Below are 24006 nucleotides of genomic sequence, written 5' to 3'. Positions count from 1 at the left end.
CCGTCCCCCCAGAGCGCGGGACGACGGGATGCTACGCCGCCGGGCCCAAGATGACGCGATGCGACACCTCGGCCGGGAACACCGGCGGTGCGGACAAAAGGAACGGCCCTCCCCCGAAGGAAAGGGCCGTGTACCTGAAGACTACCGGACGCTCATGGAACCGCTACTGGATCTTGATCTCCGCCAGGCGGATACCGTACCCATAACGGGTCTTTGGCGCCGCCAGCTTGGGAACGGAGTTAATCGACACGATGACGTACTGTGCCTGGGCAGGTTCTGCCAGCGGCATGTTGAGGTCAGTCGACGTGAAGCTGCTAGTCCCTACAGCCTTTGCCCCGTCCAGGGATGGGCGGTCATTGGTGTAGACGGTGATGTTGCCGCCGGAGCCACCCAGCTGGGACAGGGTGATGGCGGATACGGTAGCGGGCTTCTCGAGTTTGACCACGAGCGGCACGCCCTGGGGTGCCAGGCCGCCCCAGTTTTCGGTGGCGAATTCCATGTCTGACCAGTAGCTGGCGGCATTCCCGTCGTAGGCCTTCACCAGGTCGCCGTCGAAGGTCGCGGCAAAGTCGAAATTGCCCTGACGCGAAACACTTTCGATTGCGGGCGGTTCGGCAGGTGGAGCAGAGTTGGGTGCCTGGGTTGCCTCGGCTGATGCTTCAGGAGCACTGGTGGTGGCCAGGGGTGCGGGGTTGTTTGCCTGCGGCTGGGAGAAGAGGCTACCGAGGCCGGTCAGCGCCCAAACGAGGCCGGCAATGAGGACTACGGCAAGCAGCCCGCCCACAAGCCAACGCATGGACCGGGGTTCCCGGTCAGGCTCGTCCCGGTCACCGTCATAATCGCCCGGGTCCGCGAAGGAGACGCCTGCAGCCGCAGGCGCTGCAGCACGGGCGAACAGGGCCGGCTTTTTGTTGACCGGCTGGGGTTCATCTTCCGGCTCCGGGTCGTCGTGGTATTGCCCCTGCTGGTCCGCCTGGGCGTAATCGTCGTCGGACCAGAGCGACACCTTGGGCTTGCCGTTACCGGCATCCGTGGCATCCTTGCCCGGGGCTGTGGTGGGAGTTGGAGCCGAACCGCTCGATGCTGCCTGCACCGGCTGGGCGGCGGTGGCATCCGGATCCGCGTGGCCCGCTGCTGCTTTGCCGGCAGCGGAACCTGCGACCGCAGCTGCCCCGCCCGCAGCAGCCCCGCCCATAACCGAAGCTCCGCTTCGGCCGCTTCCGGGTGCAGCGGCGGGACGTGCGGGAGGCTTGGGCGGCACAACAGGTGCGGTCCGGTAAGGGTCCACCTGGCTCTGGTGCCTGTCGCCGTAGTTGATGTACCCGGCGTCGACGTGGTCTTCCTCGTCGTAGGGCTCAGGCTCGCGGGAGCGGGGCTGGCCGAAGATCTCGCTGCCCAGCGTGTCCGTGAAGAAGGGCTCCACGTAGGGCGGGTTCGAGGCGACAACAAGGTCCAGCAGGTCCGCCGCGGATGTGTGGTTGGTAATAAGGTACGTGGCAGCATCACTCACGCCGAGGTCCAGCACCTGGACTGTGCCCGGCCGTTCACCCGTTGCTACCTCGCGGGCGCTCTGCGCAACCTGCTCCGTGTTCTGCGGACCGGCAACCAGGATGCTGACCGGCCGGTTCAGGACCTGGTCCACACCGTCCAGCACCAGATCGTGGTCGTGGGAGGCCAATACAGTGGCTGTGACCTTGTAGCGGCCGCCCAGTACTGATCCGACATCGATCGGGTTGGACACGTGTTCCTCCTAGACTGTCCGGGGTCGCCGGCATAGATGATGCAACCCCCGTTCAGGGACCCGCCGAGTGGCTTGCCCCTGAATGCAACTCCCCCTGTACCTTTCCGATCCTAGCGGATTGCGTCCGGCACGCCGTGGACGACGGCCTTCGCGAGCGGCCGGAAACTCACTTTTTACGCCGCCGCCGCTGCTTGAAATAGGGGTTCTCGCCGGCCTTTCCCTGGAAGGTGCGGCGCCCGGGCAGCGGAATCTGCTCGCGGAGCAGCCCTCCCCTTGCGGTGCCGGGTTGGTCCTCGCCGGTCAGGTACCCGTCGTCGGACTTATCCTGGCCGCCGCCGTGACGGCCGCCGTCGTAAGTTCCCGCGCCGCCGGTCGTCCGCTCCGGCTCCGGTCCTGCCCGGAAGGAGACCGCATCAAATTCGCCCGAGATCCTCGGGATCAGGCCGGTGTCCACGGACGTGGTGGCGCGCTCGGGGCGGTGCATGGCTGCCTCGGCGGACGCGCCTTCCACGGACGGAGTCCCCTCCGGAGCGGACGACGGCGGGGCCCCGCCTTCCGCGGCAGGTGCAGTGGGGGTGCCGCGGCCCAGACGGCCCAGCAGCGGGCGGAGCAGGTCGCGCAGCTCCGCAACCCGGAACAGCTTGAGCAGGAAGAAGTATGCCACCAGCATGACGGGGCCCACCACCACCACCGTGATCAGTGCGGTCAGGCGGTTTTGCCAGGCGAAGCCATCGGGACTGTAGCTGCCCATGAGCCAGAGTGCCCCGGCGCCGGCGATCGCCGAGCCCAGCGCCGCGTAACCCATCCGGATGTACGAATTGGCAATCCGTGGCCCGTCCAAATGGCCCAAAAGCCGGCGCAGGAAGTAGGCGCTGATGACCACGGAGAGGATGTTTCCCACCGTGTAGAGGATGGCGATGGCATAGATGATCTGGTTCACCGGCAGGAACTGGATGGCGAACGCGCCCGCCACATAGACCACCGCCAGCAGCAGCTGGATGTAGAACGGGGTCCGGGCGTCCTCGTTGGCGTAAAACACGCGCGACATCATGAAGTTGGCGCTCATGAACGGCGTGCTGAGGGCAAGGATAGTGAGCGTCTGGGCCAGCATCACGCCGTCTTGCCGGGAGCCGCCGGAGAAGAACATGCCCAGCGGGCCGGCCAGTGCGAACAGTGCCAGGGCGCCGAAGACGGTGGCGACGGCCATGGTCCGCAGTCCGTGCGAGAGGGCGTCGCGCAGCTCGTCCCGGTTGCCGTCCTGCGATGCCCGGGTCATCCGGTTGAACAGCACGGTGGCGAGGGACAAGGCGATGATGGAGTGCGGCAGCAGGTATAGCTGGCTGGCCACCTCCAGGACGGCGTTGCCGGGCAGCAGCTCCGCGGCGGGGTCGCCGGCCTGCTGCAGCCGGAGCCGCTCCGCGCCCGGGATGGTGGCAATGCGCATGACGTACAGGAAAGCGAGCTGTCCGACGACGGCCGTCAGCAGCGTCCAAACGCTCAGCTTGGCTGCCTGGCCCAGTCCCACGCCGCGCCAGCCGAATCGCGGCCGCAGGCCCAGCCGCAGCCGGAAGACGGGAATCAGCAGGATGGCGGTCTGGGAGACGACGCCGATGGTTGAGAAGCCCGCCACGAAGAAGGTTTGCGTGTCCCCCCAGTTGGCCAGGGTGTGGGGACTGAACTCATTGGTGCCGAAGATCCAGATAAACATCCCCAGGCCGGCGATAGCCACGATGTTGTTGAGGATGGGCGCCCACATGGCCGGCCCGAACGCGCCGTTGGCGTTGAGGACCTGGGTGAGGAGGGCATAGAGGCCATAAAAGAAAATCTGCGGCAGGCACCAGAAAGCGAAGGTGACCGCCAGTGCCTTTTGCTGAGGTGAATAGCCCTGGGTGGTCAGGTCGATGACCCACGGGGCGGCCAGGGTGACCATGGCCGTCAGGCCCAGCAGGAGCAGGACAGCCAGCGTGAGCAGCCGGCTGATGTAGTCGGCTCCCCTGTCCGGCGCTTTGCTGGCCTTGATGATCTGCGGTACCAGGACGGCGTTGAACACGCCACCGGCCACCAGCAGGAAGATCAGGTTGGGAAGATTGTTGGCATTGATGAACGTGTCATTGACCGTTGAGCCAAGGCCCAGGGCCGTACCGAGCATCCAGGTCTTGCCGAATCCCAGGAAACGCGAAACCAGAGTCCCGGCGGCCATGATGGCGCTGGACCGGGTTTCGCTGGCACCCGCCGCGACCTGCGGGGTATCCGGCCCGGCAAGGTCCGGCCCGCCCGCTTCCGGGGGCACGCCTTCGGGAACCGCATCGCCCGGGCGGCCGCCGTTATCGGAAGGAGAGTTGGTAGCTGACATCGAGTTCATCGTCTCACCCGCGGGGGCTTATCGCCGCAACGCCCCGGGCGCCAGCGCGGCAGGCACGTTGCGGTGACGGCCACGCGGGCCCTCCTATAGGTGTCCGGGCAGGACCTCTCGGGCGAGGTCGGCGATGCGCCGCTCGTTGGGGAAGGAGAGTTTCCGGGCCAGTTCCTGGATGGGCACCCATGCCACGTCCACGGCTTCCTGGTCGGGATCGTTTTCGATGGTGAGTTCGCCGCCCGTGGCGCGCAGGAGGTAGTGGTGCACGGTCTTGTGGACGCGGTGGCCGCTGACGGTGAACCAGTAGTCGATGCTTCCCAGCGGGGCCAGGATGCTGCCCTCAATGCCGGTTTCTTCGGCGATCTCCCGGACCGCTGCCTCTTCATTGTTTTCCTTGCCCTCCGGGTGGCCCTTGGGCAGGCACCACTCGAGGCGTCCGCCCCTGTTAAGGCGGGCGATGATCGCAACCCTCAACTCGGCGTCGGACGTATCCACCACCACGCCGCCGGCCGAAACTTCCTCCACCGTGGGCAGCGAGGCCGGTGCCGAATGCTGGGCAGGGGCAACGTGCGCACCGATCGCTGACGGCAACGGTGCGTTTGTCCTCCTGCCTGGAGCGCTCGGTACTGGATGGGCCATGGAGTCCACTCTAACGACTGTTGCCCGTTCGTGATGACCGGAACATGACAACAACATGGACGGCATATGACGCAGTTTCCTGCCAGCAGGTGGAATCCTCCGGATCTTGACAGTATTTTGGCCTGCCGGGCCGCCGGTTTCTGCCAAGCTTAAGTAACTATGGCGCACGCACATCACAAGACTGAATCCCACACCGTCGACTTCAAGGTGGACCCGGTGGTCCTGGAGCTGGGCCAGCGCTTTGTGGACGCCGGGCATGAACTGTCGCTGGTGGGCGGCCCGGTGCGGGACCTGTTCCTGGGGCGGAAATCCCCCGACCTTGATTTCACCACGGACGCCACTCCGGACCAGACGGTTGCCCTGATCAAGAAGTGGGCGGACAACTTCTGGGACATCGGCCGCGCCTTCGGAACCATCGGCATGCGCAAGGACGGGTTCCAGATCGAAATCACCACCTACCGGGCCGAAGCCTACGATCCGCAGTCCCGCAAGCCCGTGGTGGCGTTCGGGTCGTCGCTGACCGATGACCTGCTCCGCCGGGATTTCACCATTAACGCCATGGCGCTGAAACTGCCCTCCATGGAGCTGGTGGATCCGTTCGGGGGCGTCCGGGACCTGCACGCGTCGGTTCTTGCCACCCCCGGTGCGCCCGAGCTGTCCTTTTCCGACGACCCGCTGCGGATGATGCGGGCCGCCAGGTTCGCCGCGCAGCTGGGCGTGGCGGTGCACGACGACGTCCGCGAGGCCATGACCCGGATGGCCGAGCGCATCACCATCATTTCGGCCGAACGGGTCCGCGACGAGCTGGTAAAGCTCATCTGCGGCCCCCGCCCCCGCGTGGGGGTAGACCTGCTGGTGGATACCGGCTTGGCCGAGTACGTGCTCCCGGAAGTCTCGGCCCTGCGCCTTGAATCCGACGAGCACCACCGGCACAAGGACGTGTACCAGCACTCCCTCCAGGTGCTGGAGCAGGCGGCCGAGCTGGAAACGGATGCGGACGGCCCTGTCCCCGGCCCCGACTTTGTGCTGCGCTTCGCCGCATTGATGCACGACGTCGGCAAGCCGGCCACGCGGCGCTTCGAACCGGGCGGCGCGGTCAGCTTCCGCCATCACGACATGGTGGGTGCCAAGCTCACCTCCAAGCGCATGAAGACCCTCCGGTTCGACAAGGACACCACCAAGGCGGTTGCCCGGCTGGTGGAGCTGCACATGCGCTTCTACGGTTACGGTGACGCCGGCTGGACCGATTCAGCCGTCCGCCGGTATGTCACTGACGCCGGACCGCTGCTGGAGCGCCTGCACCGGCTGACGCGGTCCGACGTCACTACCCGGAACCAGCGCAAGGCCGAGCGGCTCGCCTTCGCCTATGACGACCTCGAAGCACGCATTGTTGCCCTGAAGGAACAGGAATCCCTGGATGCCGTGCGGCCGGACCTGGACGGGGCCCGGATCATGGCGGTGCTCGGCATCAAGCCCGGGCCCGTCGTGGGCAGGGCCTACAAGTTCCTCCTTAACGAGCGGATGGAACACGGACCCCTTCCAACAGAGGAAGCGGAGGCCCGGTTGCTGCGCTGGTGGGCCGGGCAGCCCGAATCGGCACCTGCTGCAGCGGATCCCGCAGGGTCTCCCGCCGTCGTCGAACCTTCCCCCTCTGAGGAGACCAAGTGACATATCCTGCCCTTGCCCCCCGCCCCCAGCTCTGGATCCTGCGCCACGGCGAGACCGAATGGTCCAAAAGCGGCCAGTACACCGGACTGACGGACCTCCCGCTCACGGTTGAAGGCGAACAGCAGGCCGTAGAGGCCCGGAAGGTGCTCGACGCCGTGGACTTCGACCTGGTGCTCACCTCGCCCCTGCGGCGGGCCCGGCGCACTGCCGAACTTGCGGGCTTTCCGGACGCGCAGCACGAACCGCTGGCCGTGGAATGGAACTACGGCGACTACGAGGGCATCAGCTCCGACCTGATCCGCAAGGACAATCCCGACTACCTCATCTGGACGCACGGCGTCCCTAACGGCGAGACGCTCGACGAGGTGGCGGCAAGGGCAGACAAGATCATTGGCCGGATCCTGGAATCGGGGATGGACAACGTGCTCATCGTGGCGCACGGACATTTTTCCCGGATACTGACAGCCCGCTGGCTCGAATTGCCGCCCACCGAGGGCCGGCATTTCATTCTTGGGACGGCGAAAGTCTGCACCCTTGGGTGGGACAAGAAGACTCCGGCAATTGTGCGCTGGGGCCTCTAGCATTCCTCTTTGCCGAATTTCTTTTGCCGGTTTTCGGGAATTAGGTAGTCAACTGCGGATTAGTGGTGTACGTTTATTCCTGTCCCCGAGGCAATTAGCCGTGGGTCAGCGCCCCGGCTGCACGCTTTAATTGCGGCAAACAGGAGAAAAGGAGGTTGGGAGAAATGATGACTTTGACTGGCGGACGGAAGACCACCATCAATGCCGCCCCGGCCTCGGCGCATAATGCGCACCTGTCCGGGGGCTTTGCAGACTGCTAGCGGCTAGCCGTTCCGCGGCCTGCTGATTTCCGAGGGCGGCGAAGCCCGCGGGGATAAGCAGCGGCATCCGCGGCTCCCGCTTTCTTCGGTGGCTTTCGGTATCCCGTTTTCTGCCCCCGCAGCCCTTGCCTGCCAGCACCCACCGTGGGCTTGCGCTCTGCGTGTGGTGCGCAGCCTGTCCGGCACTTTTTTGACGCCCGGAAATCCCTAATTGCTTTCCTGGTAATTCCGGCATCAATTGTTGCCGCAATTTCCGCATTATCACCAGTCAATTTGCTGCGCCCTTCTTCGGGCTGCCTTTTGGCCGGCACACCTGTAATAGGAGGTGAAAACCATGGTCCGGAAGATCCGGAAACTCCTGTCCGCTGTACGGCGGCCCGCCAGGAAGCAGTTCAACAGGAACCTGCTGGAACAGCAGCGGGAAGACGTCTTCGTCCTGATGCACCAGCAAATGGGTGGCCTCCGCTGAGGCTTGCTTACCGGCCTTCGGTTCTCAGGAGCAGGCGAAGGAGATGAGGACCAGGCGCTGGAAGGGCTGGCTGCGGGTTTCCCGGCATTCTGCCGCGGCGAAGGCGGAAAGATCATGGGGAGTGCCTGCACCCAGCCCGACGAACAAGACGTTGCCGCGGCCTTTCAGTTCGGCGGCTGTGACGGGAGCATCCACACCCCACAGGGTCCCCGACTCTGCCGGATTTTCCTCAAGGGACAGGTCCTCCATGCCTTCAAACCCATCCGGATAGGCGAGGACCATGTCCCGGAGGTAGGGCTCGTCGAACACCAGGGCGGCGGGTTGCGGTTCCTGCTGGTCCAGCAGGGCAGCGATCCGCCGTTCCGTGTCCGCGGGTTCGTCGACCAGGCTCTTGACCGTGAGTTGCGGGACCAGGCTGCACCCAACCACCGCGGCCACCGCAAGGGGCCTCAGCCATCTTCGGGCAGCCGGAAGGCGCGTGATACCCAGTCCCACCAGCAGGGCAAATGCCGGCGCTGTGAACGTCAGGTACCGTGCAACGTAGACGGGCTGAGCTATGACGCTGACCAGCAGGAGCCCCGCGACGGGCACGCCCACGCCGGCCAGGCCCAGCCAAACCAGGGGACGAAGTGCTGCGTCTCCGCGCGCCCTCCACAGGCCCCATGCCACCAGCGCAACCTCCACCACACCCAGCAGCACCACGAATGCCAGGATCCACGTGGGAGGCATGTTTCCCGTGGGCCGGTCATCCCCGTAGAAGTACTGCTTAACTGCGGCGGTCATCAGGTTTTGGGTCAGGGAGCGGTCCTGGATCCAGTCCACCTGGGCCTTCTGCCCCAAGGCATAGACAAGGAACGGCAGCACGCTCACGCCCGCCGCCGATGCAGCCACCAACGTGGCCACAATACGCCGCCGCAGGATGATGGCGGCTGCCGCGTGGGCAGCAACGGCAAGGGCAAAGAACATGAACATCCAGACACCCACCACCGCGGTGAGTGTGTATAGCACCCAGTCAAGAACCCGGTTGGACTTCCAGGCCCGGAGCAGCAGCAGGGTGAGGGCGACGGCGATCAGGGCGGTGAAGGCTGACTGGCGCGCCTCCGTTCCCGCCCAGACCATGCGCGGAAGGACTGCCAGAACCAGGCCGGCCGCTAACCCCACCGCTTCCGATCCCAGCTTTCGTCCAATGACTGCCGTTCCAGCACAGGCAAGACCCACTGCCATAGCTGATGGCAGCCTCATGGACACCTCGGAGAAACCGAAGACGGACGTCCAGAAATGCATGATCAGGTAATAGAGCCCATGGACGGCATCCACTGACTGCAGCAGCAGCAGCAGGTCGCCGGGAGACCGTCCGGCGGCAGAAATGGTGGCGATCTCGTCATCCCAAAAGGACGGGATCCACGAGCCCAGGAACGCAGCACAGAATCCCAGCAGCCCAATAAAGACCGGCATCCGCCACATTGGGATGGCGCCATCTGGTGCAGAGCCGAGCCCGGACCCCTGCCAGGCTGTTTGGCCGCGGACCCTCTGGCCTTCCACCTGTTACCTCCTGGAAACTGCCGGTTGAACCGAAGCCATGTCTTGCATGTCATAAGGACGGATGAGGGGACGAAGCTTCGCGGCGCAGCGTACAGCCTTTCCCGGCACCCCTTGCGACGATACAGGCCCTCAGGAATTGGGACAGCATCCTTGAGGCATCCCGGTAAGCTCGACTGCATGGAGGAAAGCCAGCCTGCGGGGAGCCGGGCACGGTCCCGGCTGGTGGTTCCCAGCCGCAGCGATGTCCTGCTGCGGAACTTCACCGAGGTAGCCGGTGGACCCATGGGACGCAGGGCGGAGCCGGGCGTGATTTCCCCGGCTCCTTTCACCGTGGAGCGGGTCCTGGTGCTCCTGGCCGTTCTCGCGGCCTTGATCGGCGTCCTGCTCAAGGGATACTGCCGCGCCAACGGCTGGGAGCCGCCCACCCAGTTCTACGCCACTTGCTATTCGGACTTCCCGGAGCTGTTCCGGAACCGCGGCCTGGCGGACGGTGCCTTCCCCATCCTGGGCAGCCAGTTCGAGTACCCGGTACTGATAGCCCTGATTGCAGGGCTTGGCGCCTGGCTGGTGCCAGGCACGGGCGCCTCCGAAGGACGCATCCTGGCGTACTTCGACGTCAACGCAGCACTACTGGCCGCGGCGGCTGTGGTCACAGTGCTGGCGACGGCGAGGACCTCGGTTCGCCGGCCCTGGGATGCCGCGATGGTGGCCCTCGCACCGGGGATCATCCTCGCAGGAACCGTGAACTGGGACCTGTGGACGGCGTGCCTGGTGGCGGTGGGAATGTATTTTTTCGCGTCTCAGCGGCTGGTGCCCGCCGGCATCCTGCTCGGACTCGCCACCGCCACCAACCTCTATCCCCTGCTGGTCCTGGTTGCCATCCTGCTGCTGAGCCTGCGGACAAACCGGTTCCGTCCCCTGCTGGTGACCGGCGCGGCCGCAGCTGGGACCTGGACCGCGGTCAACCTGCCGTTCGCGGTGGCCAACTTCAGCGGCTGGGCCTACTATTTCCAGTTCACCGCTGACCGCGATGCGGGGTACGGGTCGCCATGGTTTGCCTACAATCTGCTGGCCGGCAGGCTCCGCTGGCCGGGTCTAAGTCCGGTGGCGGTCGACCTGCTCGCACCGGCATTCCTTGTGCTGCTTTGTGTCGGGATCGCCTACGTGGCGCTGACGGCACCCCGCCGTCCCCGCTTTGCCCAGCTGGCCTTCCTCCTGGTGGCGGCCTTCATCCTCACCAACAAGGCCTACTCCCCGCAATACGTGGTGTGGCTGATCCCGCTCCTTGCCCTTGCCCGGCCACGCTGGCGGGACTTCCTGGTGTGGCAGGGCATCGAAGGCCTCCACTGGGCCGCGGTGTGGATGTACCTTGGTCAGGTGACCAGCGCAGGCTCCTCCCAGCACAACCTGGACATGCCGTATTACGTTCTGGCGGTGGCCGCCCACCTGGTGGCCGTGGCGTATCTGATGGCGAGGGTCACCTGGGATATCTACGACCCCACCTATGACCCCATCCGGCGCCACCATCTTGATGACCCGCATGGCGGGCCGTTCTCCGGTGCTCCGGACCGCTTCAGCTTCAGCCTGCGCCGCGCCAAACATCCTGTTCTTCCCGGAAAGGACTCCACGCATGCCTGACGTAGTAGTAGTGGGCGCCGGCCCCAACGGCCTGGCCGCGGCAGCTGTCATGGCCCGTGCCGGTCTGTCCGTGGAAGTCTTCGAGGCCGCTTCCTCTATTGGCGGCGGGACGCGGACCTCGGAACTGATGCAGCCCGGACATTTCCATGATGTGTGCTCCGCAGTGCATCCCATGGCGCTGGCCTCCCCGTTCTTCCGTGCTTTTGAGCTGGCACGCCGGGTGAAGCTGGTCAGCCCGGAAATTTCCTATGGTTCCCCGCTGGATGGTGGACGCGCAGCCCTCGCCTACCGGTCACTGGACCGGACAGCAGCGGAGCTCGGCAGGGACGGTGCAGCGTACCGCCGGCTGATGGCGCCCTTGGTCAGGAACGTCGACGGCGTCATGGACTTCACGCAAAACCAGCTGTACCGGATTCCCGGGGACCCCTTCACGGCGGCGATGTTTGGCCTGCGCACCCTGGAACAGGGGACACGGGCATGGAACGCGAGGTTCCGTGAGGAGTACGCACCTGCCCTCCTCAGCGGGGTGACCTCTCATGCCATAACGCATCAGCCATCCCTGGCCGGGGCCGGGGCGGGGCTCATGCTCAGCGCCCTGGGGCATGCCCAGGGATGGCCCATCCCGATCGGCGGTTCCGCCGCCATTTCAGCGGCACTTGCGGAGGACCTCACCGCCCACGGGGGTGTCATCCGCACGGGCACACCAGTGGAGAGGCTGGTGGACCTGCCTGAGGCACGCGCCGTCCTGCTGAATGTGTCCCCGAGGGGCCTGCTGGAGATGGCCGGGGATTCCCTGCCGGCCCGCTACCGCTCCTCCCTGGAGTCATTCCGCTACGGCAACGGTTCCTGCAAGGTCGACTTCATCCTGTCCGGACCCGTTCCCTGGCAGGCCCCTGAGCTGGCGGACGCCGGCACCGTGCACCTGGGCGGCACGCGGGAGGAGCTTGCGCAGTCTGAAAACGACGTCGACGCGGGCCGGCATCCGGAGAGACCCTATGTCCTGGTGGCCCAGCCGTCCCGGTTCGACCCGGGCAGGGCGCCGTCGGGACACCACACACTATGGACCTACTGCCATGTCCCCGCTAATTCAACGAGGGACATGACGGAAACGGTCACCGCCCAGCTGGAGCGGTTTGCACCCGGGTTCCGCGACCTCGTGGTGCAGTCGAATGCAGTTACCGCTGCCGGGCTGGCCGAGTACAACCGCAACTACATTGGCGGCGACTTCAGCGTGGGAACGATGGACCTGCGGGGCCTGTTACGGCGGCCGGTCGTGTCACGCGTCCCGTGGCGCACTCCCCTGCCCGGTGTCTACCTGTGTTCATCCGCCACGCCGCCAGGCCCCGGGGTCACGGGAATGCCCGGCCTGCACTCCGCAACACACGCCTTGCGGGACATCTTCCGTCTGCCGGTCCCCGCGCTGGGGCTGAATACAGGTGGCGGAAGCTAAGCATCTGCCGCTGACGTAGTGCAGGCCAAACCGGCGGCAAAAGCAGGGGATAATGGCGCGATGGGGAAAAATTCGAGATTTTCTATTGCTGTTGCCGCGCTCATCCTGGGAACGTCACTCGTTGCCTGTGATGACGGCCGCAGTGGCGCGGAAGCCGCAGCTGCTGAGCTCGCCATCGCCGTTTCCGGTCTGGACATCAGCTCCGTGGCCTTTGACGGCAAGGACGCTGCTGCCGCCGACGACCAGCTCAAGTCCGTCTTCGCGGCCCTCGATCCCCAAAAGCCTTCTGTGGCAGCCGGTGAGCTCACCCTCGACGGGGACAACGCCTCCGCACCGCTGAACTACACCTGGACCTTCGGCGAAGCGAAATGGAAATACTCCGTCTCAGCCAAGTTCAGGAAGTCCGGCGATAAATGGCTGACGGTATGGGACCCCGCCACGCTGGTGCCCGGCCTGGCTGATTCAGAGGTCCTGAGCAAGGGTGCCCATTCGCCGCCCCGCGCTGACATCCTCGGTGCCGGGGACGTCCCCCTGGTCACCTATCGCCCCGTAGTCAACGTCGGCATCGACAAGCCCCAGCTCGGTTCCGCCGATCCTGCTGACTCGGCCGGCAAGCTCGCCGCCCTGGTGGGCGCCGATCCCGCGGCGTATACGGAGCAGGTGAAGGCCTCCGGCGCAGAAGCCTTCGTTCCGGCGATCACGCTGCGGGAAGAAGGCCGCACCATTACCAACGAGCAGATCGCCGCCATTCCCGGCGCCCGCGCCATTCCGGCCACGATGCCCTTGGCACCCTCCCGGAATTTTGCCCGCGCCGTACTTGGCTCCGTGGGAGAGGCCACGGCCGAGCAGATCGAAGCATCCGAAGGGGCCCTGGCTCCCGGCGACCTGACCGGCATCGGCGGGCTCCAGCAGCAGTACGACGAACAGCTTCGCGGGTCTGACGCCGTCGTCATCCGTGCCCAGCGCGCCGACCTGACCCGTGAACAGATCCAGTCCTCGGCAACCGACCCCCGCCGGGTGCTGTTCGAGGTGGAGCCGAAACCCGGCACAGCGCTGAAGACCACGCTGGATCCCCGGCTGCAGGCGCTTGCCGAAGACACCCTGGCGGAGGTGGGTCCTGCCTCCGCCATCGTCGCCCTCCGGCCCTCGACAGGTGCCGTGCAGGCTGTCGCATCCGGTCCGGGCAGCAACGGCTACAACACTGCCATGCTGGGCCAGTATGCACCGGGGTCGATCTTCAAAATGGTTGATTCCCTGGCGATGTTCCGTTACGGCCTCACGCCCGAATCCAAGGTTGAGTGCACTCCCACGCTCACGGTGGACGGCCGGACATTCAAGAATGCGGAGGGGTATCCCGAAGGTTCCCTGGGCTCGGTTACCCTACGGGACGCGTTTGCCCACTCCTGCAATACAGCGTTCATTGCCGCCCGGGACAAAGTCACGCAGGCCCAGCTCGAGTCTGCCGCCATGGCCATGGGACTGGCCGTGGAGGCGCCCACCCTTGGAGCGGAAGCCTTCCTGGGCTCTGTCCCCGGCGAGGCTTCGGGCACTGAACATGCAGCTTCCATGATCGGCCAGGGCAAGATCCTGCTGTCACCGCTGGCTGCCGCCATGATGGCGGGATCCGTGGCGAAGGGCGCGCCCGTTGCGCCGCAGCTCGTTTTGAATCCCGACGGCGGCGAAGCGCCTGCCGGGACCACCAGCGGATCCACTGCTCCCGCCGCGCAGCCCTCGGCCACGGCAACTGCTGAAGCTCCTTCACCAGCTTCCGGGCAGCCGATCAACGCGGAGGAGGCGGCTTCCCTGGCGGACATGATGCGTGCCGTCGTCACCAGCGGCCATGCCGGTTTCCTGTCCTCGGTTCCGGGAGCTCCGGTTGGCGCCAAGACCGGTACCGCTGAATTCGGCAATGAAGTACCGCCGAAGACCCACGCATGGATCGTGGCTGTGCACGGCGACCTTGCCGTGGCCGTCTTCGTGGAGGACGGCGGGCTGGGGGCAACCACTTCCGGTCCGCTGCTCAAGGAATTCCTGACCGCCGCCGGCTAGAGTTTCTGTCCAGAATGGCGACTTCCAAGCCCGTCAAGCCGCCATATCCGGACAGAAACTCCTGGGGTGGGGCGTGGGAAGATGGACTGCGTGGCCCATATTGACGTTTCCGGTATCGATTACTTCCTCTCCGACGGCACGCAGCTGCTGAATGGGGTTACCTTCAAGGTTCCGGACGGCACCAAGACTGCGCTGATCGGACCCAACGGGACGGGCAAGACGACGCTGTTCCGGATCATCGCCGGAGACCTCACCGCGGATGAGGGCGTCATCGGTCGGTCCGGAAGCATGGGCATCATGCGCCAGTTCGTGGGCCAGGTCAGGGACGAATCCACCGTGCGGGACCTGCTGGTTTCCGCTGCCCCGCCGGCGCTGGCTGCCGCCGCCCGCGAGGTGGACGAGGCGGAACTGGCCATGATGGAGCACGACGACGAGCCCACCCAGATGCGGTACGCCCAGGCCATCGTCGATTGGGGGGACGCCGGCGGATATGACGTGGAGACCGTCTGGGATGAGGTTTGCATGGCCGCGCTGGGACTCCCCTACGACCGTGCCCAGCACCGCCCGGCGTCGAGCCTTTCCGGCGGTGAGCAAAAGCGGCTTGTCCTCGAGGCGCTGTTCGCCGGTCCAGATGAGCTGCTGCTGCTGGACGAACCTGACAACTACCTCGATGTGCCCGGCAAACGCTGGCTCGAGGAGAGGCTCAACGAATCCAAAAAGACTGTCTTCTTCATCAGCCATGACCGTGAGCTGCTGAACAATGCCGCGGGACGCATCGTAACGCTGGAGCCCGGCATAAACGGGGCTGCGGCGTGGATCCACGGCGGTGGATTCGGTTCCTACGTGGAAGCGCGGGCAGACCGGAACGCCCGGTTCGAGGAACTCCGCAAACGCTGGGACGAGGAGCACATCAAGCTCAAGGAACTCGTCAACATGTACAAAAACAAGGCAGCCTTCCGCTCCGACATGGCCAACCGCTACCACGCAGCACAGACCCGGCTGGCCAAGTTCCTCGAGGCCGGGCCGCCGGAGGCACTGCCCATCGAGCAGAACGTGCAGATGCGGCTCAAGGGCGGCCGCACGGCCAAGCGCGCCATTGTTGCGGAGCGGCTGGAACTGACCGGCCTGATGAAGCCGTTCTCCACGGAGGTCTGGTTCGGTGACCGGGTGGGCGTCCTGGGCTCCAACGGGTCCGGCAAGTCGCACTTCCTGCGGCTGCTGGCCACCGGCGGCACCGACCCGGAGCGGGAGCACCTGCCCGTATCCGACGTGGAGATCGCGGAGGTGCCGCACGATGGAACCGTCAAACTGGGGGCCCGCATCCGCCCCGGCTTCTTCGCGCAGACCCATGTGCGGCCTGACCTTCTGGGCAAGACACTGCTGGACATCCTGCACCGGGGGGACGAACACCGCTCGGGGCTGGGCCGTGAAGCCGCAGCCGGCGCTTTGGACGGCTACGGCCTGGCCGGACAGTCGGAGCAGAAGTACGAGTCCCTCTCGGGCGGGCAGCAGGCACGGTTCCAGATCCTGCTGCTCCAGCTCAGCGGTGCCACCCTGCTGCTGCTCGACGAGCCCACGGACAACCTTGACCTGCACTCGGCCGAAGCACTGGAACGGGCTATCGACCACTTCGAAGGGACCGTCCTGGCGGTGACCCACGACCGCTGGTTCGCCCGGACCTTTGACCGCTTCCTCGTGTTCGGCTCTGACGGCAAAGTGTACGAATCGGCGGAGCCCGTCTGGGACGAAAAGCGGGTTGAACGCGCCCGCTGATCCACCCGGGTGATCACCCTGATGATCACTTGGTCAAGCGTTGCTATCATGTGAGCATGAAGACAGACGACCGGCACCGCGCTATCGCAGACCTGCTGCGCGAGCGGGCCCAAGTCAGCGTCGAGGAGCTCATCTTGGCCTGCAAAGCGTCAGGAGCAACCATCCGCCGCGACCTCGAGGTGCTCGCAGCCAACGGGGTACTCCGGCGGGTGCACGGTGGGGCCCGCAGCCTGCTGGGCCCCGGCGACAACCCCGGTTACGGTCAGCGCGAACTGGAGGACCAGGACGTCAAACGGCGTATCGCGGCTGCCGTTGCAGGCCTGCTGCGGGACCGGGAACATGTCTGGCTGGACAGCGGGAGCACCGCCACGGAAGTGGCCCGTGCTCTGGCCGGCCGGAACCTGACGTTGATGCCCATGTCCTTGCGCGCACTGAACGCCGCAGCCGGTGAAGACACCGCCGCGGGCGTCCGGCCCGCGCTCCTGCTCCCCGGCGGAAACGTGGTGCCCGGCGAATTGTGCTTCCGCGGCCCCCTGGCTGAGGCAAACATCCGGTCCCTGCGGTTCGATACGGCCATCATCACCCCCTGCGCCGTGAGGACCGGGGACGGACTGCTGGCCCATGACCTCGAAGATTCAGCCGTAAAGCGGGCGGGGCTGGAATCGGGCGCGCGGGTCGTCCTAGCCGCTGCCGCCGCTAAGTGGCACAGCAACGCGCGGGTGCTGGTTGCCGGCCTTGAGCGGGTGGATGTGATGGTGACAGACAAGGTTTTCAGCGCCGGAGAGCGCGCCCAACTTGATGAATACTCTGTGGAAGTAGTGAATGTATGAGCACAAATACGGGCATGAAGCAGGACGCTGGACTCAATGCAGCCGCAACAGCCACCTTCCTGGTCTTCGGCATCAACGGCTTGGTCTTTGCCAGCTGGGCTGCCCGGATCCCGGCGGTGACCGAAACACTGAACATCACCTCAGGGCAAATGGGCACGCTGCTCCTGTGCACCGCCGTCGGTTCCCTGCTGGCCCTGCCCACTGCCGGCCTGGTGGTGGGCCGGATTGGAACGGCAAATACCGTTCGGTTTGGCGGCTTGCTGGCAGCGGCGGCCGGAGCGGGGATTGCCCTGTCCCTGTCCCTTGAATCCATTCCCGGCACGGCAATCGCGCTCTTCTTCTTCGGAATCGCGATTGGCCTCTGGGACGTTTCGCAGAACATCGAAGGCGCCGACGTGGAGCACAAGCTCCGGCGCACCATCATGCCGCAGTTCCACGCCGCATTTAGCGGCGGTGCTTTTGTGGGTGCGCTGATCGGGGCAGGACTGTCCAGCCTGGGAGTCGAACTGCCCCTACACCTCTTGGTGATCGTGGGTGTGGTGGTGCTGGTGACGATGATCGCCCCGCGCTACTTCCTCCCCCATATCTCCGCGGCCGCTCCCGAGGGGGACGGAAGGCAGGCGAAGGGTCCTTCCGCGTGGCGGGACAGCCGCACCCTGCTCATTGGCGTGGTGGTCCTCGGGGCTACCCTCACGGAGGGTGCCGGCAATGACTGGATTGCCAAGGCCTCCGTTGACGGACTGGGGACCTCCGAGTCCACCGGCGCCCTCATGTTCGCCCTCTTTGTCCTGGCCATGACGGCCATGCGGTTCCTTGGCGGACGGGTGATCGATAAATACGGGCGGGTTGTGGTCCTGCGGGCCAGCATGGCGGCCGCGGCAGCCGGCCTCGGATTGTTCGTGCTCGCCGGGAGTGTGTGGCTGGCGGCTGTTGGCGCCGCACTGTGGGGCGTGGGAGCCGCGCTGGCCTTCCCGATGGGGATGTCCGCTGCCGCGGACGACCCGAAGCACGCTGCAGCCCGCGTCTCCGTAGTATCCACTCTCGGTTATATATCGTTCCTTGCCGGCCCGCCCCTCCTGGGCTACCTCGGCGACCTCACGGGGATCCACCTGGCGCTACTGGCCATCATGGCCCCCATCGTGCTGGCACTCCTGCTGGCGGGAGCTGCAAAACCGCTGCCGGCCAAAGCGGAAGGCAACTAGCCGGAGCGTGCCGGAGGATGCCCGCCTGCTGGGGGTAGTCTGGGGGCATGGGGAGCACATGGCGTCACAGCCACCGGGTCATCGGCCGGTTCGATAGATATCTCGTGCGGCATGTGTCCGACCTGCCGGGTGGAAACCACGACGACTTTTTCCGGAAGCTTTCTGCCTCGGCCAACCACGGGAAGCTCTGGATGGCAGCCGCAGCCGTGATGGCCGCTTTCCCCGGCAAGACCCGCCGGGCAGCACTGCATGGCCTGCTGGCCCAGGCGGTAGCGTCAGCCGTGACCAACGGAGTCTTCAAGACCCTGCTCCCCCGGACCCGGCCCCTGCCGGAGCATCTGCCCGTCTTCCGCTTTGTGCATCCACAGCCCACCAGCTCCTCCATGCCCTCGGGGCATTCTGCATCGGCCATAGCCTTTGCCGTGGGAGCCGGGCTGGTGCGGCCAGCGATCGGTGCCGCGTTGGCACCGGCGGCACTTGGAGTGGCCTATTCCCGCGTGCACACAGGTGCGCACTGGCCGTCCGATGTCTTCTTCGGATCGGCCCTCGGCGCGGGGGCGGCCCTTGTTACCCGGCGCTGGTGGCCGGTGCGACCGCCCTTTCCTGAGGTTTCGAGGACCTGGACCGAGGCACCTGAACTGCCGGGCGGGAAAGGCCTCAGCATCGTGGTGAACACGCTGGGAGGCTCTTTTCGTGAAGAAACGGCTGCAGCACTCCGCGACGTATTCCCTGAAGCGCATATCATCACGGTGCCTCCTGAGGAGGATCTTCTCAAGTCCCTCAACGCCGCCGCGGACTGGCCCGGTACCCTCGCCCTCGGGGTGTGGGGCGGCGACGGTACCGTAGGAGCAGCAGCCACGGCCGCCGTCGAACGCTCCCTGCCCCTCCTGGTCCTGCCGGGCGGGACCCTGAACCACTTTGCCCGCGACGCAGGCACCGGCAGCCTGAAGGAAGCAGTTGCCGCCGCCTCGAAGGGCGAAGCTGCCCTGGCGGACATCGGCATTGTCCGGGCGGAACGGGGGCTCCCGGGACAGCCGGAGGTGACGGAAATGCTCATGCTGAACACATCCAGCGTCGGCCTGTACCCCAACTTTGTGCGGCGGCGGGAGCATTTGCAGGCGGCTTTGGGCAAGCCCCTCGCCGGGGTGATCGCCATGTTCCGGACCTTCGCCACGGGAACCCCCGTCACGCTTACGGTGGACGGCGTGCTGCACCGGGTCTGGATCGCCTACGTGGGCCGGGGCCGGTATTACCCCCGGGACCATGCTCCGTTGCTCCGGCCCGTCATGGATGATGGCGTGCTGGACGTCCGGCTAATAACCGCTGATGAACCGTTTGCCAGGTTGCGGCTGCTATGGTCCGTCTTGACGGGGACGGTGGCCGGCTCCAAAATCACCCACCTGAGGGAAGCCACGGAAGTCCGCATCGAGGCGGGCGGGGCGCCCATAACACTGGCTGTCGACGGCGAGGCCCTGGCAGGAGTGCGCGCCGTGGAGTACAGGGTGCTCCCCAGGGCACTGGCCTACTACTCGCGCCGCTCCTGACCCACTGCATCCCCACGCTGCCGGTCATCCAGGGGGACTACCCTGGTTCTCCCCTGAATCATCCCTGAGGAAGGCGAAAAGGGGCCGCGGCCTCAGTAGCGTAAGGGGTACACCACCGAACCGAACCCATCCGCAGCCCTGCGCTGCCGACCGGAGGAACATCGAATGATTGAGGCACACGACCTGGCCAAGGTCTATGGCGCGAAGACCGCCGTGGCCGGGGTCAGTTTTACCGTCAGGGCAGGGCAGGTCACGGGGTTCCTGGGGCCGAACGGTGCCGGAAAGTCCACCACCATGCGCATGATCATGGGACTCGACCGGCCGACGTCCGGAGCCGTCACCATCAACGGCCTGCCGTACGCGGAGCACAAGGCGCCGCTGCACGAGGTGGGGGCCCTGCTGGACGCCAAGGCCGTGCACACCGGACGCAGCGCCTACAACCACCTGCTGGCCATGGCCGCCACCCACAGCATCCCCAAGAAGCGGGTCCACGAAGTCATCGAGATGACGGGCCTGGAAGCTGTGGCCCGCAAGAAGGCGGGCGGATTCTCCCTGGGCATGGGACAGCGCCTCGGCATCGCCGCAGCCCTGCTGGGGGACCCGCAGACTCTTATCCTGGACGAGCCGGTCAACGGCCTGGACCCGGAGGGCGTCCTCTGGGTCCGCAACCTGGTGCGCTACCTCGCCAACCAGGGCAAGACCGTCTTCCTCTCCTCGCACCTCATGAGCGAGATGGCGCAAACCGCCGACCACCTGATCGTCATCGGCCGCGGCCGCATCATTGCTGACGCCCCGGTCAAGGAGATCATCGCCGGCACCCGCCAGGCCAGGACCCTGGTCCGCACGGACTCGGCTCCGCAGCTGGCGTCCCTGCTGGCGGGCAACGGCGTCACGGTGGACCAGAGCGAGCCGGAAACCCTGACGGTGACGGGGCTGGAACCCCGCCAGATAGCCCAGGTCGCGTTGAGCAGCGGCGTCCTGGTCTACGAGCTCACCCCGCAACTGTCCTCCCTGGAGGACGCCTACTTCGACCTCACCAAGGACGAAGTGGAATACCATTCGCACCTGGCCGGCGGACCCGCAGTGGCAGCCCCGGCAACGGCAGGAAAGTAAGGACGATGAGCACCCAGACAGCAACCCCTGCCAGGCCGGCCCGTTCCTCCGCGGGGACCCGCGGGGTCACCTTTGGCGGCGTCCTGCGCTCCGAATGGATCAAACTCTGGTCCCTGATGTCCACCCGCATCCTGCTGCTCCTCACCCTGGTGGCAATCGTTGGCGTGGGCGCACTGGCCGTCCTGATCCGCTACACGTACCTGGATGAGATGATCCGCAACGCCAGGGACCAGGGCCAGACCCTGACACCGGAAATGATGGAACAGACCTTCCCGCCAGGATCCGGGTTCGACCTCTACAACCTGCCCAACGCCGGCCTGCAAATCGGCATCCTGGTCCTGGGCTCGCTGGCGGTCCTGTTCATGGCTTCCGAATACGCCACAGGGATGATCCGTTCCACCATGAACGCTGTTCCGCGCCGCACGCCGGCATTCGTGGCCAAGGCCATCATCCTGGCCGTGATCTCCTACGTCATCACCACCATCGCGGGCGCGGCCACCTTCCTGATCGCCATGCCGGTCTTCCAGGGCATCGGGTTCGACCTCGACTGGTCCACGGACGGCGTGCTGTACAGCGTCTTCACCGGCGGGCTTTATGTTGCCGGGGTGGCACTGATCGGGCTTTCGCTTGGGACGCTGCTCCGAAACTCTGCCGGCGGGATCACCGTCCTGGTGGGCATCTTCTTCGTGCTGTCCATCGCGGCCAGTTTCCTGACGCTCATTCCGGGTGAGTTCTGGAAGTACGTTCCGCAGTACATTCCCAGTGAGGCCGGCGGCCGCTTCCTCTCCATCGGCCACACGGACGGTGTCATTGATCCGTGGCAGGGCGGCCTGATCTTCCTGGGCTACGTGCTGGTGTTCCTGGTGCCGGCGCTGATCGTGCTTAAGAAACGCGACGTCTGACCTGCCCGGAAACATGCAGCAGGAAGGACCGGCGAAGGACGCGGCAGCCGGACAGGCTGACGCGTCCTTCGCCGAGCTCACGGCCCGGCGCCGGGGGCTCATCCGGCGCTACCTCCACCAGCACCCGAGGATCATGGATGCCGTGGTGGCTTCCAGCTATGCACTGCTGGTGGCGCCTACCGTGGTTGACGCCATCGTCTCCGGCACATGGCTCGCGGCAGCCCTGCTGGTGGCGGTGGCGGCGGCCATGTTCCTGCGGCGCTCCCATCCGGTGGGGCTGGTGGCGTTCGTGGCTGTGGTGGAGGTTGCGGTCACGCTGCTGCACCCGTGGGGCTCCAATGCGTCCGCGGGGCTGTGGTTTTCGCTCTATGCCGTGGCTGTGGTGCACACCCGCCGCTTCGCCCTGATCACCATGGCAGCGGCCACGGCGCCGCTGGCCCTCCTGTACCTGCTGGCCGCCGTCGGGCCCATGGAGAACTCGTTCGTCCAGGACCACGGGGTCAACCCGGGGGATTTCCACCTCCTGACCAGCATTGCCACCGGAGCCACCATCGCGCTGTCGAACGTCATCGCCACCGGCATCGGCATCGGCGTCAAGCAGCGGCGGGAACACGAACAGGAGGTGGCGGCGTGGGCCGCCCGCACGGCGCAGCTGGCCTCCGTGAACGAACGCAACCGGATCGCCCGGGAAATGCACGACGTCGTTGCCCACTCGCTCACCGTCATGGTCAGCCTCTCCGACGGTGCCGCCGTCGTGGTCCGGAAAAGCCCCGAGCGTGCCGGGGAGGTGCTGGGCGAACTGTCCCGGACGGGCCGGACCGCCCTGGCGGACATGCGGCGCGTCCTGGGCGTCCTCCGCGATGACGCCGGGGCGGCGGCACCCCTCCTGCCGCTGGCCGCCGGCGACAGCCTGGCCAAGCTGCTGGAAGGGTTCCGGACGGCCGGACTGCCGCTGCACTATTCGCACAGCGGCCCTGCATTGCCCGATGACGCCGCCTTCCAGCTCACCGTGTACCGGATCGTGCAGGAATCGCTCACGAATGTGCTCCGCTACGGACGGTCCCTGGCCCGGGTGGATGTCAGCATCGCCGTATCCGGCGGCACCGTCACCATCGAGGTGCTCGACGACGGCGCGGGAGTTCCGGGGCAGGCGGCCGATGACGGGGGCGGCGGCCTGCACGGCGGCTCCTACGGCACCGGCCAGGGCCTGGCGGGCATGGCGGAGCGCGCCCGCATCTACGCCGGAACCGTGGAGGCCGGCCGGACCGGACGCGGCTGGCGGGTCCAAGCAGTCCTGTCCTGGCCGGGGGACGGCAACACCGACACACGAACCTATCCGTACGAACTGCAAGGCAAGGCATGACAGAGACCGCGCCCATCACCGTCCTGCTGGTGGATGACCAGCCCCTGCTGCGGATGGGATTCCGCCTGATCCTTGAGGGCGAAGAGGACCTTCGGATCGCCGGTGAAGCGTCCGATGGCGCGGAGGCCGTGGAGCTGGCCAAGGAGCTGCAGCCCGACGTGGTGCTCATGGATGTGCGGATGCCCGTCCTGGACGGCATCGAGGCGACCCGGGCGATGACCGCGGCCGGTTCCAGCACACGGGTCATCATCCTCACCACGTTCGACGTGGATGAGTACGCATTTGCCGGGCTGCAGGCGGGAGCGTCCGCCTTCCTCCTCAAGGACGCGGCACCGCAGGACCTGATCCACGCCGTCCGGGTGGTGGCCAGCGGCGATGCCGTTGTGGCTCCCCGCGTGACGCAGCGGCTGCTTGAAACGTATGTGCGCGGCGCCGGCCGTCCGGCGCCTGCTGCCCCCGCGCCCGATCCCCTGCTGGCCGAGCTGACTCCTCGGGAAACGGAGATGCTCGGGGCGATGGCCGAGGGCCTCTCCAACGCGGAGATTGCCCACCGCTACTTCCTCTCCGAGGCCACCGTAAAGACGCACGTCCGGAGGATCCTCACCAAGCTGCACCTCCGGGACCGGGTCCAGGCCGTGGTCTACGCCTATGAAACGGGCCTTGTGGTCCCCAGCAACCTGGACTACTGATCTAGGCAAGGCCGGGGCGGGTGGCCTTTGATGGAGTCATGACAACCCTTGGCACGCCGGGAAGTCCCGGCACGGACGGCCGGAAGCCGCACCCGAACCATGCGGATAGTGTTCCGAGGCCACGACGACGGCGACGGCGGTTTCCTTCGCCCAGCGCAACTCCTCCGCCTTGTCCAGTTCGCCCTTCGCGGCCGCCA

General features: G+C 66.2%; 18 protein-coding genes. 14 read left to right on the top strand and 4 right to left on the bottom strand.

Going from position 1 to position 24006, the window contains the following annotated elements:
* Positions 1-163 precede the first annotated feature (163 nt).
* From AC5RTT_RS08210 to AC5RTT_RS08200, 3 genes are all read right to left on the bottom strand, one after another.
* Positions 164-1741 carry an ABC transporter substrate-binding protein gene (locus tag AC5RTT_RS08210; protein WP_494144773.1) on the bottom strand — a complete coding sequence of 526 codons (1578 nt, stop codon included), beginning with the start codon at positions 1739-1741 and terminating at the stop codon, positions 164-166.
* A gap of 166 nt (positions 1742-1907) precedes the next feature.
* Positions 1908-4094 (bottom strand): murein biosynthesis integral membrane protein MurJ, encoded by a 2187-nt coding sequence (gene murJ / locus AC5RTT_RS08205; RefSeq protein ID WP_494144772.1) that lies wholly within the window; start codon positions 4092-4094, stop codon positions 1908-1910.
* 93 nt (positions 4095-4187) lie between these two features.
* Positions 4188-4688 carry an NUDIX hydrolase gene (locus AC5RTT_RS08200; RefSeq protein WP_058269716.1) on the bottom strand — a complete coding sequence of 167 codons (501 nt, stop codon included), beginning with the start codon at positions 4686-4688 and terminating at the stop codon, positions 4188-4190.
* Between the two features lie 207 nt (positions 4689-4895).
* Here AC5RTT_RS08200 and AC5RTT_RS08195 point away from each other — a divergent pair, with 207 nt between their 5' ends.
* The 3 genes from AC5RTT_RS08195 (at position 4896) to AC5RTT_RS08185 (ending at position 7714) form a co-directional block, all read left to right on the top strand.
* A complete protein-coding gene (locus tag AC5RTT_RS08195; RefSeq protein WP_494144771.1) occupies positions 4896-6404 on the top strand; it encodes a CCA tRNA nucleotidyltransferase in 1509 nt (502 codons plus the stop codon).
* Positions 6401-6985, top strand: coding sequence for a histidine phosphatase family protein (locus tag AC5RTT_RS08190; RefSeq protein ID WP_009357099.1), 585 nt, complete (start codon positions 6401-6403; stop codon positions 6983-6985). Before AC5RTT_RS08195 ends, AC5RTT_RS08190 begins: the two co-directional genes overlap by 4 nt.
* A gap of 594 nt (positions 6986-7579) precedes the next feature.
* Entirely contained in the window at positions 7580-7714 is a 135-nt protein-coding gene (locus tag AC5RTT_RS08185) for a hypothetical protein (RefSeq protein WP_494144770.1), read from the top strand.
* Positions 7715-7738: 24 nt separating this feature from the next.
* On the opposite strand, the gene AC5RTT_RS08180 is transcribed toward AC5RTT_RS08185, so the two are convergent.
* Complete coding sequence (locus AC5RTT_RS08180; RefSeq protein ID WP_494144769.1) at positions 7739-9169, bottom strand: glycosyltransferase family 39 protein; 1431 nt, start codon at positions 9167-9169, stop codon at positions 7739-7741.
* Positions 9170-9433: 264 nt separating this feature from the next.
* On the opposite strand from AC5RTT_RS08180, the gene AC5RTT_RS08175 reads away from it, so the two are divergent.
* From AC5RTT_RS08175 to AC5RTT_RS08125, 11 genes are all read left to right on the top strand, one after another.
* Complete coding sequence (locus tag AC5RTT_RS08175; protein WP_494144768.1) at positions 9434-10894, top strand: glycosyltransferase family 87 protein; 1461 nt, start codon at positions 9434-9436, stop codon at positions 10892-10894.
* Positions 10887-12344 carry a phytoene desaturase family protein gene (locus AC5RTT_RS08170; protein ID WP_494144767.1) on the top strand — a complete coding sequence of 486 codons (1458 nt, stop codon included), beginning with the start codon at positions 10887-10889 and terminating at the stop codon, positions 12342-12344. The genes AC5RTT_RS08175 and AC5RTT_RS08170 overlap by 8 nt, the downstream gene beginning before the upstream one ends.
* Before the next feature lie 60 nt (positions 12345-12404).
* Complete coding sequence (locus AC5RTT_RS08165; protein WP_494144766.1) at positions 12405-14393, top strand: penicillin-binding transpeptidase domain-containing protein; 1989 nt, start codon at positions 12405-12407, stop codon at positions 14391-14393.
* A gap of 90 nt (positions 14394-14483) precedes the next feature.
* A complete protein-coding gene (locus AC5RTT_RS08160) occupies positions 14484-16166 on the top strand; it encodes an ABC-F family ATP-binding cassette domain-containing protein (protein WP_494144765.1) in 1683 nt (560 codons plus the stop codon).
* A gap of 56 nt (positions 16167-16222) precedes the next feature.
* Positions 16223-16996: a DeoR/GlpR family DNA-binding transcription regulator gene (locus tag AC5RTT_RS08155; RefSeq protein WP_494144764.1), complete on the top strand. Its 774-nt coding sequence runs from the start codon at positions 16223-16225 to the stop codon at positions 16994-16996.
* Positions 16993-18198: an MFS transporter gene (locus AC5RTT_RS08150; RefSeq protein ID WP_494144763.1), complete on the top strand. Its 1206-nt coding sequence runs from the start codon at positions 16993-16995 to the stop codon at positions 18196-18198. Before AC5RTT_RS08155 ends, AC5RTT_RS08150 begins: the two co-directional genes overlap by 4 nt.
* Before the next feature lie 47 nt (positions 18199-18245).
* Complete coding sequence (locus tag AC5RTT_RS08145) at positions 18246-19742, top strand: bifunctional phosphatase PAP2/diacylglycerol kinase family protein (RefSeq protein WP_494144762.1); 1497 nt, start codon at positions 18246-18248, stop codon at positions 19740-19742.
* Between the two features lie 165 nt (positions 19743-19907).
* Complete coding sequence (locus AC5RTT_RS08140) at positions 19908-20855, top strand: ABC transporter ATP-binding protein (RefSeq protein ID WP_494144761.1); 948 nt, start codon at positions 19908-19910, stop codon at positions 20853-20855.
* A gap of 5 nt (positions 20856-20860) precedes the next feature.
* On the top strand, positions 20861-21757 hold the full coding sequence (locus AC5RTT_RS08135; protein ID WP_494144760.1) for an ABC transporter permease: 897 nt from the start codon (positions 20861-20863) through the stop codon (positions 21755-21757).
* Between the two features lie 13 nt (positions 21758-21770).
* The gene (locus AC5RTT_RS08130; RefSeq protein WP_494144759.1) at positions 21771-23120 is read left to right on the top strand and encodes a sensor histidine kinase; all 1350 of its coding nucleotides are present in this window, start codon (positions 21771-21773) and stop codon (positions 23118-23120) included.
* The gene (locus tag AC5RTT_RS08125; protein ID WP_494144758.1) at positions 23117-23809 is read left to right on the top strand and encodes a response regulator; all 693 of its coding nucleotides are present in this window, start codon (positions 23117-23119) and stop codon (positions 23807-23809) included. The genes AC5RTT_RS08130 and AC5RTT_RS08125 overlap by 4 nt, the downstream gene beginning before the upstream one ends.
* Positions 23810-24006 lie beyond the last annotated feature (197 nt).

The organism is Arthrobacter sp. Y3221157, from assembly GCF_059089865.1.
The sequence above is the reverse complement of the archived record's forward strand: the minus strand, read 5'-3'. Positions and strand labels throughout refer to the sequence as shown.

What these genes read in the sequence shown, in the direction of transcription:
- AC5RTT_RS08170 (WP_494144767.1), top strand. Translation starts at nt 10,887, where the DNA reads ATGCCTGACGTAGTAGTAGTGGGCGCCGGCCCCAACGGCCTGGCCGCG.
- AC5RTT_RS08140 (WP_494144761.1), top strand. Translation starts at nt 19,908, where the DNA reads ATGATTGAGGCACACGACCTGGCCAAGGTCTATGGCGCGAAGACCGCC.
- AC5RTT_RS08135 (WP_494144760.1), top strand. Translation starts at nt 20,861, where the DNA reads ATGAGCACCCAGACAGCAACCCCTGCCAGGCCGGCCCGTTCCTCCGCG.
- murJ (WP_494144772.1), bottom strand. Translation starts at nt 4,094, where the DNA reads ATGTCAGCTACCAACTCTCCTTCCGATAACGGCGGCCGCCCGGGCGAT.
- AC5RTT_RS08180 (WP_494144769.1), bottom strand. Translation starts at nt 9,169, where the DNA reads ATGCCGGTCTTTATTGGGCTGCTGGGATTCTGTGCTGCGTTCCTGGGC.
- AC5RTT_RS08185 (WP_494144770.1), top strand. Translation starts at nt 7,580, where the DNA reads ATGGTCCGGAAGATCCGGAAACTCCTGTCCGCTGTACGGCGGCCCGCC.
- AC5RTT_RS08125 (WP_494144758.1), top strand. Translation starts at nt 23,117, where the DNA reads ATGACAGAGACCGCGCCCATCACCGTCCTGCTGGTGGATGACCAGCCC.
- AC5RTT_RS08145 (WP_494144762.1), top strand. Translation starts at nt 18,246, where the DNA reads ATGGGGAGCACATGGCGTCACAGCCACCGGGTCATCGGCCGGTTCGAT.
- AC5RTT_RS08150 (WP_494144763.1), top strand. Translation starts at nt 16,993, where the DNA reads ATGAGCACAAATACGGGCATGAAGCAGGACGCTGGACTCAATGCAGCC.
- AC5RTT_RS08195 (WP_494144771.1), top strand. Translation starts at nt 4,896, where the DNA reads ATGGCGCACGCACATCACAAGACTGAATCCCACACCGTCGACTTCAAG.
- AC5RTT_RS08130 (WP_494144759.1), top strand. Translation starts at nt 21,771, where the DNA reads ATGCAGCAGGAAGGACCGGCGAAGGACGCGGCAGCCGGACAGGCTGAC.
- AC5RTT_RS08165 (WP_494144766.1), top strand. Translation starts at nt 12,405, where the DNA reads ATGGGGAAAAATTCGAGATTTTCTATTGCTGTTGCCGCGCTCATCCTG.
- AC5RTT_RS08155 (WP_494144764.1), top strand. Translation starts at nt 16,223, where the DNA reads ATGAAGACAGACGACCGGCACCGCGCTATCGCAGACCTGCTGCGCGAG.
- AC5RTT_RS08175 (WP_494144768.1), top strand. Translation starts at nt 9,434, where the DNA reads ATGGAGGAAAGCCAGCCTGCGGGGAGCCGGGCACGGTCCCGGCTGGTG.